The sequence below is a fragment of the Wohlfahrtiimonas larvae genome, assembly GCF_002006755.1.
In the GTDB taxonomy this organism is placed as follows: domain Bacteria; phylum Pseudomonadota; class Gammaproteobacteria; order Cardiobacteriales; family Wohlfahrtiimonadaceae; genus Wohlfahrtiimonas; species Wohlfahrtiimonas larvae.
On sequence record NZ_MVDO01000069.1, the window covers coordinates 1 to 11440 of the forward strand.

An 11440-nucleotide genomic window follows, 5' to 3' on the forward strand; every position below is an offset into this window, starting at 1 on the left:
GGGAATTATATTTGCATTTACACTTGCTATTCCTAAGTTGTTGGATTACCAAACAACTTTTAACTATTTACCACAAACAGATCAATACCAATTTAAAATTAATAAAATTTACTCTGATAGCAATGCAGGCGAAGTAATTATTACCGCCCCTGATAAATTAAAGAATTATGCAATTCAATTATATAATCTCCCCAAAAACCAACCATTATTACTAAATGCTATCTATGAAACATCTCTCACCATTCAACCAAATCGTGCTAAAGCAACTTTTACAAAACTGAATCCTCGCCTAACACATTTGGTCAATCGTAGAATTGGTACTGCTAATATCAAAGAACCTTTAAAACTTATTCAAGCACCCAATAGCCTGATGACAACACGAAATAATATATCGAACTATTTTCAAGGCCATTATTTCCAAAATGCTGATTTAATGAGCGCATTAAGTGTTGGTTTAACTCATTTATTGGATCAATCTACGTGGGATTTATTGCGCCAAACAGGTACCATTCACCTAGTAGCGATTTCAGGCTTACATTTAACTTTTATTGCGTTATGGTGCTTCATCATTTTAAAAACATTATTAGGTTTTTGCATGATACAAAAACCTGCACCTTATCAAATCGCCGCTGTTATTAGCTTAATCATTGCCATTGGTTATGCATTATTAGCAGGCATGAGTTTACCAACACAACGAGCTTTGATCATGTTTGCAATTTTTATGATTGCACTCCTTATTCGTTATCCTATTCTAAATTTCCAAAGTCTGGCTACTGCATTATTAATTATTTTAGTTTTATCACCATTTTCGGTAGTTACAATTGGTTTTTGGCTATCTTTTACCGCAGTATTAATTCTAATGCTACTTAGCCAATATCGATTCTCTTTCATTATCTCTTTATTGCTCACGCAACTCATTATCAGCACATTAGCCATTCCAATTGTGGCAAGCTTCTTCAATGAGATTTCCCTAATCAGTCCTGTTGCCAATCTCTTTGCAATTCCTTGGACAACCTTGTTGATTTTGCCATTTTTATTGATTGGGCTTTTAATCTTACCAATTTCATCATCCATTGGAAATACATTATTACAATTGAGTGATCACAACATCACAACCCTGCTCAATTTTCTACGCGTGATGAATCAAATCCCTTATAGTCATATTGAAGTACCATACATTTCATTATTAACCGCCGTTCTAATCACTGTATTATCCTTATTATTAATCAAGAAAACATACTGGAAATATCGGTTATGCTATGGATTTGGCATTATACTTACCATCATTCATACATTTAAACCTAATCATGATGAATATTTATTAGCTTTACCTGTGGGCGAGGGATTATCCGTATTATTAAAAAGCCATGATCAAACATTACTATTTGATACAGGGCCTTATTTTCGAGGTTTTGACAGTGCTGAAATTACAACACTCCCAACACTAAAAAACATAAATATCCAAGCATTGGATAACATAATTCTTAGCCATGACAATCAGCAACATATTGGCGGCACAAAAACCATCCGCAAAGCTTATCCTAATGCTCAAATGATTACGCATCCAAGCTTACAACCTTTGTTCAATCAAAGTGCCAACTGCCAAGAGTATTATTTCCAAAGCAACCAACTAATCATTGAGCCACTCAATACACAAAAAAGTTGTGCTTTTCAAATCACATTGCATGATCAAAAAATTTGGCTCATTGCAAACATTACAACATCCGAATGGCTGAAAGTCTTGTATAAAAATGACAAACCAAATGTGGTACTATTTCCCAATAAAGGGCGATCACACGGTTATAAAATCCCAAAAGGTTGGGACGATGTCATTTTAATCAGCTCCACCAAAAAGATTCACGCCAATAATCAACGCCATAATATGTACAATGCTTATTATGGCGCGATTAAGGTTAATATTTCCCCCACACAACTCCAACTTCAATCCGCACAAGATACGGCAAACTTCTGGTGGTTCAATCCTTCAGTAACTAACCAACAATAACTTTTGCTCGTTCAATTGCTGCTTTCACTTGAGCTGGCGCTGTCCCACCAAAATGATCACGTGCATTCACAGAACCTTCCAATGTTAAGGCCTCAAAGACATCTGCTTCAATTAATGAAGAAAAATTTTGTAACTCTTCTAAGCTCATTTCAGACAAATCACGCGATGTATCCACACCCAACTTCACTGCTTTACCAACGATTTCATGAGCATCTCTAAATGCAATACCTTTACGAACTAAGTAATCCGCCAAATCTGTTGCTGTTGAGAAACCTAATTTTGTACGCAAATACATATTATCTTTCTTAGCAATGATCGCAGGCACCATATCCGCAAATGCACGCAATGAACCTAAAACTGTGTCTGCAACATCAAAAATTGGCTCTTTATCTTCTTGGTTATCTTTGTTATATGCCAAAGGTTGGCTTTTCATCAATACCAATAATCCCATCAAGTGACCGAATACACGGCCTGATTTACCACGCACCAACTCAGGCACATCAGGATTTTTCTTCTGGGGCATGATGGATGAACCTGTACAAAAACGGTCAGGTAAATCAATAAAATCAAATGCAGGCGTTGACCACAATACCAATTCTTCTGAGAAACGGGATAAATGCATCATCAAAATACTTGCACTACTTGCAAATTCAATTGCAAAATCACGATCTGATACTGAATCCAAAGAATTTTCAGTTGGCGCATTAAAACCCAATAATTCTGCCGATAAATGACGATTAATTGGATAAGTTGTCCCTGCTAATGCTGCAGCGCCTAATGGAGAGTAATTCATACGTTCACGACAATCTTGAAAACGTGAACGATCACGTTTAATCATTTCAAACCAAGCCATTAAGTGATGACCAAATGTAATGGGCTGCGCCACTTGTAAATGCGTAAAGCCTGGCATAATTGTTGAATATTCACGTTCAGCCAAGTCAATAATCCCCAACTGTAAACGCTTTAATTCATCATCAATCAAATCCAATGTATTACGTAACCATAAACGAATATCAGTTGCCACTTGGTCATTACGCGAGCGACCTGTATGCAAACGTTTACCTGCAATGCCAATCTTATCTGTCAAAGCTGATTCTATGTTCATATGAACATCTTCTAACGCAATTGACCAATTGAATTTACCTGATTCAATATCCATTTGTACTTCAGTCAAGCCTAGGATAATCGCATCAAAATCTTCTTGAGATAAGATATTTTGCTTAAATAACATCTCTGCATGCGCTTTAGAGCCAGCAATATCTTCACGATACATGCGCTGATCAAATTGCACTGATGCTGTAAATGCTTGTACAAATGCATCTGTACTTTCTGAGAAACGGCCACCCCACTGTTGATTCACTTTTTGTTCAGACATCCTAAATCCTTTTCCTCTATTTAATCACTTTTGGGAACTGAATAACAATCTCAGCTCCTTTCATTTTTCCTTCCGAATATATGGCAATTTTACCATGATGTTCTTCGATAATCTTTTTAACAATGGCTAATCCTAAGCCAGTACCTTTTGGCTTGGTTGTTACATACGGCTCAAAAATTTTACCCATTTGCTCTTGATCAAAACCGATACCATTATCTTGAATGGATAATATAATCCAATCATTATTTTCTTTCACTTCCACATCAATTTGGCCTTGTTGCTCGATACAAGCTTCGATCGCATTTTTCACTAAATTATGTAATAGCTGGCGCAAACGTAAACCATCGCCCAAAATACATGCTTGATCACTTGTGATATGAGTATGAATCGAAACGCCTGCAGGATAATCCTGATATAGATACATCACTTCTCGTACTAAACGATTCAAATCTAGTTCCATCAATTGCTGCTGAGAACTCTTAGCATATTGACTAAATTCATCCACCATTGTTTTCAAAGCTTTCACTTGTGCAATGATTGTTTCTGTTGATTTATCAATCACTTCTTTATCTTTGTCCACCATTTTTTCAGAAAAGCGCAATTTCAAACGTTCTGCTGATAACTGGATGGGGGTCAATGGATTTTTGATTTCATGCGCCAAACGGCGAGCAACTTCACTCCATGCTGATTCACGCTCACCACTGATTAGTTGTGTAATATCATCAAATACAATGATTTCACCACCTTTTAAGCCAATTTGATCATTTTCCTCAGAACCTCGCACAGATAAAATCTGCTGAGAACCATTATGATAGCGGCTAATCTCTGTACGCCACTCCTTTTCTTCTGTAGACTTTAAAAAATCAAAAATTGGCATCATAAAGCTTTTCAAAGCCTCAGGTGCATTCTGTAACGAAGCCGTAGATAACTTTTCCATATCCGCTTCCGAAACACCTAGAATAGTTAAAGCCGCATTATTAAATACACGAATTTTACCCTTTTCATCCACCACCAATACACCTGATGAGAGTTTTTCTAACAAAGAGGCCAAGTGTGCACGTTCTGCTTCTAATAAGCTCTGTGATCTTTGTGCAATTTCATGCGCTGTTTTCAATTTTTGGATCATCTCATTGAAAGATGATGTTAAAAATCCAATCTCATCTTTAGATTTGACTCGGATCTTTCGTTCTAGATCACCTTCAGCAACAGCTTTCGTTGCAATAGATAAATCCCTGATTGGATTAACAATTCTGCGCGATGCAAAAAAGGAACCACCCAATGCTAATAAAATTGACAATAAAGCAACTAAAACTAAAATTACCAATAAATTTACTTTAAATGGTGCCCGTAGTGATTTAAATTGCTTGTAATATTGCACAGAGTCTCGTGTTGAGTTAGCTAACTCTGTGTATTTATCAGGAATTTCATAAAATGATTGAATGATAAATGGCGATGTTTCTGAGACCTTTGTCACAACCCGAACACGCAATTGTGATTCAGAAGTTTGTTCAAGAACAACATACTCCATCCCTTGAGCAACGCTCATGAAAATAACATCACTAGGCCTTTCAGGCATTATTTTATCAAAATCATTAGAGGCAAAAGCAACAACATTCCCACGTGCATCAAAGACGGATAACTCCATTGAGTTAATACCTTCTCGAATATTTTCAATGTAAAAACTCAAATCATTTATTGGAATCATCGATAATTGATCAGCAGTATTTTGTGTTAAATTTAAAGCATCTAGTCGTCGAATATCTAAAGAAGAACGAGACAATGCTAAGGCATCATCAAAGCCTTTATCCAAAGACTCATCAAACCAGCTATCAATACCCTTGAAAACCATAGTAATGGAAAAAAACAACAGTATTGTTAAAGGTAACAAGGAAATACCTGAAAAGAACAACATCATCCGCACATTTAAGCGTGAGCCAATGTAGCCTTTACGATAAGTGCGAATTAACCGAATAATATAATGACCAACAAAAATAATCAGTAATAAAAAACATAATCCTCCCGCCGCTAATAACCAAACAAAGTTATCTGAATATTGTGAAACAGACTCCAATGATTGGCTCATCATCGATAAAATAATGATCAATAAAAATGATAAAATTAACAACGGAAATATGCTTTCTTTTTTGGAACTTTTTACCATGGGCTAAACTCCCAATATTTCCAACCAGTATCTAAATTCCACTCTTTGGACAGATAAGCTGGAATTCTCAATGGTGTTGGTAATTCATTGATATCTAATTTTAATCTAACGCCACCACGATAAGCTCTATTAGGCTCTCTATCGATGATTTTTATACTCATATTTTTGGGTTCTGCAATATAAGCCAATGCTAGGCTTAATGTAGGAAAATTCTCATAACGACGTTTTTTATGAGATTCCACCACATACTGTTGAGTTAAGGCATTGTATGAAATTGTATAATCATAAATTGTTTGTTTATTATCACCTTCTAACCAAACAAGTCCAACCTTCTCTTCTACTACAAATGTATAGCTGAATGTCAATGAAATACCATTTTGTAAAATTTCAATTTGTTCATTGCTCATTTTAATTGTTGCTTCAATGGATAACTTATAGGTATCTTGTTGATTGCCATTTTTCACATATACAGATGATATTGAAAAATCCTCAGCAAAGCTCATTACACAAAATGAGCTTGCCAGAGTTAACCAAATACAAAGCAGTCTAATCATGAGCCTTTTGAATTAAGCAATAATAAAAGCCATCCATTTTCTCTGGACGCATAACTGATATTGGTAAAATTTGATATCCAAACGATTCACGTTCTGCAAATGGTAAATGACATTCAATCTCACTCGCATCCTCATGTTTTGCAAAAAATGCTTTCATTTGTTGTTCATTTTCTTCTTTCAAGATAGAACAGGTTGAATATAATAAACGCCCTCCAGGTTTTAATTGCGCCCAAGCATTTTCTAATAACTTCGCTTGGACTTCTACGAGTGGTTTAATATCTGTCACTTGGCGCAAACGCTTAATATCTGGGTGTCGGTGAATAATCCCTGTTGCGGAGCATGGAACATCTAGTAATACAGCATCCGCTTGATTATCTAATTGGAAAATTTCAAAATCAATCGCTGATAATTTTACTTTACTCGCTAAATCTTCAGCGAATACGCGGCTAATGTTTTCTTTGACGCGCAATAAACGTTTTTCAACACTATCTATTGCATAGATGGCCTGAATATTCTGATTACGTTCCAACATTGCTACCGTTTTACCACCCGGCGCTGCACACGCATCAATAATCACTTCATGATCCTTAGGTGCTAATAATTGAGCAGCTAACTGTGCACTCGCATCTTGAACAGAGCTCATACCCGTCGAAAAATTTGGTAATACAGAAACTGAAACAGCCTCACGAAGTACAATCGCTGAATCTACCCAATCATGTTTAACATGCTCAATACCTACTTCTGATAACAATACAGAATACTGATCACGGTCTACCTGCAATGGATTAATACGAATCGTCATTTGTGGGTGCGTTAAAAAATGTTCAGCTACTGCACAAGCTTTCTCAACACCCCAATATTTAATCAATGATTCTGACAACCATTTTGGTAACGAAACCTTAGCAGTATTTTTGGGTAATGGCTGTAAACCTTCACGCAATACTTTACGTAAAATACCATTTGTTAAGCCCACAGCCCAATCTTTATTCATTTGGCGAATCAATGTTACCCAGTTATTCACAGCAGCATATTCTGCTGTATTCATTTCTGTGATTTCATAAATTGCCAGCAAAATTGCCAAATACACATGCCTTTCAGAAGGTTTAATTGGTTTTTGTAAATAATGTGTTAATTGAAACTCTAGAATCTCAAAATAACGTAATGCACCATAAACCAAATGTTGTACAAAACGTTTATCATTATCATTCAGCTCTTTTAGTTCTGTGATGAGTAATTCAGATAAAGATTGCCCATTTTCTACTTTGAATACAATATCCACTGCACAAAAACGTGCATCACGCATCATATGTGCAAATGGATTACCCATCACGTTAGGTTTAACTTCCTTTTTGGCTTGAGTATTGCGTGATTTATTTGCATAAGGGCGAGCAGGCTTAGATTGTCCTTTATCAAAGTACACACGCTTTTTAGAATCTTGTGAACGCTTTTTATCATCCGAAAATTGCTTTGGCTTATCTGATTTCGGTTTGTAACTAACTTTTACACCATTTAGAGTTGTTTGTTCACTCATTTATTTTAATTCCTCTAAATGAAGTTGAGTACCTTTTAAAAATTCTGATGCCAACATTGCTTTTTTGCCTGCCACTTGCATTGTGACAATTTCCATCAAGTTAGAGCCAGTATTCACAAATAACAATCCATCTTTAACCTCTAACGTGCCAGGATTTTTTGTGCTCGGCTCTCTCGTTAATCGTGCCGTCCAAACTTTAAACAATTGCTCATTCCAAGTAGTATGAGCACAAGGAGCTGGGTTAAATGCACGAATTTTACGATCCAGTAATTCAGCAGGCTCCGCCCAATTGATTCTCGCCTCTTCCTTGGTTAATTTTTCTGCGTATGTTACGCCCTCTTCTGGCTGAGGGATTGGCTCAGACTTACCTTCTAAAATTATTGGTAATGTTTTAATCAATAAATCTGATCCTATTTGTTTGAGCGCAACAAATAGCTCTCCAGAATTCATAGTTTCTGTGATGGCAACTTTGCCTTCACTCCAAACTGCACCAGTATCTAAGCCTTTGTCCATTTGCATAATTGCAATACCTGTTTCGGCATCGCCTGCCTCAATTGCTCGTTGAATTGGTGCAGCACCACGCCATCTTGGTAATAAGGAGCCATGAATATTAATACAACCAAATTTGGGCGTATTCAATATAGCTTCTGGCAAAATCAAACCATAAGCAACCACTACCATTACATCTGCATTTAATGCTTTCAATTCAGTTTGAGCTTCTTCTTTTCGCAAAGATAGAGGCTGATATACAGGAATATTATTAATTTCTGCTAACTCTTTTACAGGGCTTTTAGCCAATTTTTTTCCACGGCCTTTTGGGCGATCTGGTTGCGTATATACTGCAACTACATTATATTTTGCATCCAATAAAGCTTGCAATGCACCTGTTGAAAATTCAGGTGTACCTGCAAAAATTACTCTAGTATTTTCTGGAAGAACCATTATTTATTAGCCTCCATATCCTTGAGATACTTATCCAACTTTTTCAATGCTCGATCACGTTTTAAACGGGATAAATAATCTATAAATAAAATTCCATTCAAGTGATCTAATTCATGTTGCATACAACGCGCCAATAAATCTTCTGCTTCACGTTCAAAATAATCTCCTTTCACATCTTGCGCACGTATTTTGACCGCAAATGAACGCTCAATAGGACCGCTATAAATACTTGGTAAAGACAAACAGCCTTCTTCTGAATCCGCAACATCATCTGATTCCCAAATGATTTCCGGATTGATATAGATCATAGGATCGCTCTTATCTTCACTACAATCGGTTACAAAAACACGCCTAAGATCATTCACCTGATTTGCAGCTAAACCGATCCCTTTATGCTCATACATCGTCTCTAGCATGCCATTTGCAAATTCATACAGATCATTATCAAAAGTTGTGACAACACTCGCTGTCTTGCGTAGCGTTTCATGCGGTACATAAATTACATCAAGTTTAGACATTAATAAGAATTACCCATTCGTTACAAAGAAAATACATTTAAATCCACTTATTTCTTGCGTTAGCTCTAGATTAATTTAGTATTGTAACTTGCTAAACGCTCAAAAAATTCAGATAATCTTATCAAATTTTTGTTTGCATTAATATTAATAAGGATAATTTATGAATATAAAGCGCCTACTCATTGCAACAAGTTTGTTATGTGCGTCTATTTCTATGGCAGCAACACTCAAACCTGACGCGCCTCAACACTATGTTGTGCAGCCAGGTGATTCGTTATGGGATATTGCTAAAAAATATACAGATGATCCTTGGGAATGGCGTCAACTTTGGAAAAACAACCCTCAACTCGCCAATCCAAATCGTATTTACCCCGGTGATGAATTATCAGTGGTTAATGGTACAATCGTGTATAAAAGAAATTTTAAAGCCTCCAATAACCAACAAAAAGGCATGCGAACTGTTAAATTAACTCCTGAGTTAAGAGAAGTGCCAATAGAATTAGGTTTACCAGTCATCTCTTATGATTATCTTCGTGGTAAATTTGTCGATATGGAAATTGTCAGTTCTGAAGAACTTAAAGCACTACCTTACATCGTTGGTTTTGAAGATAACCGATTGACAGGCTACACAAATGTAAAAGCTTTTGTTAAAGGTGATTTAACTCCTGGTAAAACTTACAACGTTTACGAGCGTAGCACTACTCACAAAGGTATGAAACTAGATGACATCAGAAAAGGTAAGAAGAAGAAAGATGTTGAAATTGGTACAGAACTCATTAAAACGGGTGAAGTTGTTGTAGAAAATAGTAAAGATGGCGTATCCACTGTTTATATTAAAAATATTATTAGTCGTGGTTTAGCTGCTAGCCAACTCTTAATCGAACAACCACCAATGAGTAATATTGGTAATTTATATTTCGAACCTAAAACAGCACCACAAAAAACTGAAGCAGAAATTGTTGGCACACCAGGCATGTTAAAAAGTGTTGCTGTAGGTGGTAATGTTGTCTTAGATAAGGGCTTAGATGCTGCGTTATCTCCCGGAGATTTACTATTGGCTCAACAAGCTGATATTTTCAAAAATGACCCAATGAATCCTAGCAAACGAATTCGAATTCCCGGACAAGCTTCAGGCATCATCATGATTTATAAGGTATTTGATCGAATGAGTTTAGGTATAGTGATCGAAAGCAAAAAACCTATACAACGAAATATGATGGCTGTTACTCCCTATTCAGATTACATAACCAAATAATATATAAATCTTAGTCTTCTTTATCTCAAAAGGGCATGAAAAATCATGCCCTTTTTGTTGCCATATTTAAAATCTTATTAAAGACAAACCTACGATTAACAGTGTTCCCTAATTATTTACTTAATATCTATTGACACCTTTTATTAAAATACTTAACATATATATTTAGTATGATTATTATTTATACTTAAGGATAAGTCTTATGGATGTAAAAATTGGCATTTTACAACAGCGAAAAATAGAAGCTGAAATCATTAAGCCCATTTACGAAATCATGAAACGTGAGTTTGGTTTAGAAGCAGCACGTAGAGTTGTGGAAGAAGCCATTGCACAAGCTGCCATTGATGCTGGAAAAGCATTCGCAAGTAAAGAAGTAGATAACAAAACCGATATCGAAAGCTTTGTTGCCTTACAATATTTATGGGAAAAAGATGATGCTTTGAATATTGATGTACTCACAAATAATTCAGATTGCTATGAGTATCAAGTGAATCGCTGTAAATACGCAGAAATGTATCAAGGAATGGGATTGGGCGATATAGGCTTTCTATTATCTTGTAATCGTGATGCTAAATTTATCGAAGGATATGCTCCACACATTAAACTCACGCGCCCACATACCATTATGAATGGTGATGGTTTTTGTGACTTTTGTTATCAAACTCAAAAATAGGAATCATTCAATTTATGATCATTCAACAAGACTTAATCAATCAGTTAATCCACTTAAATCCACAATCTAAACTTGCAGAAGCACGTATTATACGAGATGTAGCAACAGATCATTTACAGCTGGCTTTTGAAACTATTTTCTCAACAGAATCAGAGCATTTAACTCAATCTATTCAATTTTATTTAGCAGAACAAGTAGCACGCAAGACTGGCAGTGATTTATTAGCAGATTATTATGTTGAACAATTTAATGCTTCCGATATTCAATTGAACCCTACTCAATATGATTCAGCATTAAATTATGTGGATGTGATCATTGAAAAACCTAAGCAAGCCAATAAAGCTTTAGTAACTGCTGTCATTGAATCAGGTTGGCATGAAAAAGATTTTTTATTATTGGCGCAATTAGTCACATTTGTCACTTATC

General features: G+C 35.8%; 9 protein-coding genes and 1 pseudogene. 4 read left to right on the plus strand and 6 right to left on the minus strand.

What is annotated here, in order from left to right:
- On the plus strand, positions 1-2005 hold a 2005-nt coding region (locus tag BZK14_RS04365), incomplete at its 5' end, for a DNA internalization-related competence protein ComEC/Rec2 (RefSeq protein WP_077925354.1).
- Here BZK14_RS04365 and argH read toward each other — a convergent pair.
- The 6 genes from argH to def are packed head-to-tail and all read right to left on the minus strand — an operon-like array spanning position 1992 to position 9086.
- A complete protein-coding gene (argH, locus tag BZK14_RS04370; protein WP_077925355.1) occupies positions 1992-3380 on the minus strand; it encodes an argininosuccinate lyase in 1389 nt (462 codons plus the stop codon). The genes BZK14_RS04365 and argH overlap by 14 nt on opposite strands.
- Before the next feature lie 16 nt (positions 3381-3396).
- Positions 3397-5541, minus strand: coding sequence for a sensor histidine kinase (locus BZK14_RS04375; protein WP_077925356.1), 2145 nt, complete (start codon positions 5539-5541; stop codon positions 3397-3399).
- Complete coding sequence (locus tag BZK14_RS04380; RefSeq protein WP_077925357.1) at positions 5535-6095, minus strand: DUF4390 domain-containing protein; 561 nt, start codon at positions 6093-6095, stop codon at positions 5535-5537. The genes BZK14_RS04375 and BZK14_RS04380 overlap by 7 nt, the downstream gene beginning before the upstream one ends.
- Positions 6088-7626 (minus strand): 16S rRNA (cytosine(967)-C(5))-methyltransferase RsmB, encoded by a 1539-nt coding sequence (gene rsmB / locus BZK14_RS04385; protein WP_077925358.1) that lies wholly within the window; start codon positions 7624-7626, stop codon positions 6088-6090. Before rsmB ends, BZK14_RS04380 begins: the two co-directional genes overlap by 8 nt.
- Entirely contained in the window at positions 7627-8568 is a 942-nt protein-coding gene (gene fmt, locus BZK14_RS04390) for a methionyl-tRNA formyltransferase (RefSeq protein WP_077925359.1), read from the minus strand.
- Entirely contained in the window at positions 8568-9086 is a 519-nt protein-coding gene (gene def, locus BZK14_RS04395) for a peptide deformylase (protein ID WP_077925360.1), read from the minus strand. The genes fmt and def overlap by 1 nt, the downstream gene beginning before the upstream one ends.
- A gap of 160 nt (positions 9087-9246) precedes the next feature.
- On the opposite strand from def, the gene BZK14_RS04400 reads away from it, so the two are divergent.
- The 3 genes and pseudogenes from BZK14_RS04400 to BZK14_RS04410 form a co-directional block, all read left to right on the plus strand.
- A complete protein-coding gene (locus tag BZK14_RS04400) occupies positions 9247-10341 on the plus strand; it encodes a LysM peptidoglycan-binding domain-containing protein (RefSeq protein WP_077925361.1) in 1095 nt (364 codons plus the stop codon).
- A 202-nt stretch (positions 10342-10543) separates the two neighbouring features.
- Positions 10544-11014, plus strand: coding sequence for an L-2-amino-thiazoline-4-carboxylic acid hydrolase (locus BZK14_RS04405; RefSeq protein ID WP_077925362.1), 471 nt, complete (start codon positions 10544-10546; stop codon positions 11012-11014).
- Positions 11015-11028: 14 nt separating this feature from the next.
- Positions 11029-11440, plus strand: a pseudogene (locus BZK14_RS04410) (alkylhydroperoxidase); the annotation flags it as partial.

What these genes read in the sequence shown, in the direction of transcription:
- def (WP_077925360.1), bottom strand. Translation starts at nt 9,086, where the DNA reads ATGTCTAAACTTGATGTAATTTATGTACCGCATGAAACGCTACGCAAG.
- BZK14_RS04405 (WP_077925362.1), top strand. Translation starts at nt 10,544, where the DNA reads ATGGATGTAAAAATTGGCATTTTACAACAGCGAAAAATAGAAGCTGAA.
- fmt (WP_077925359.1), bottom strand. Translation starts at nt 8,568, where the DNA reads ATGGTTCTTCCAGAAAATACTAGAGTAATTTTTGCAGGTACACCTGAA.
- BZK14_RS04400 (WP_077925361.1), top strand. Translation starts at nt 9,247, where the DNA reads ATGAATATAAAGCGCCTACTCATTGCAACAAGTTTGTTATGTGCGTCT.
- BZK14_RS04380 (WP_077925357.1), bottom strand. Translation starts at nt 6,095, where the DNA reads ATGATTAGACTGCTTTGTATTTGGTTAACTCTGGCAAGCTCATTTTGT.
- argH (WP_077925355.1), bottom strand. Translation starts at nt 3,380, where the DNA reads ATGTCTGAACAAAAAGTGAATCAACAGTGGGGTGGCCGTTTCTCAGAA.
- rsmB (WP_077925358.1), bottom strand. Translation starts at nt 7,626, where the DNA reads ATGAGTGAACAAACAACTCTAAATGGTGTAAAAGTTAGTTACAAACCG.
- BZK14_RS04375 (WP_077925356.1), bottom strand. Translation starts at nt 5,541, where the DNA reads ATGGTAAAAAGTTCCAAAAAAGAAAGCATATTTCCGTTGTTAATTTTA.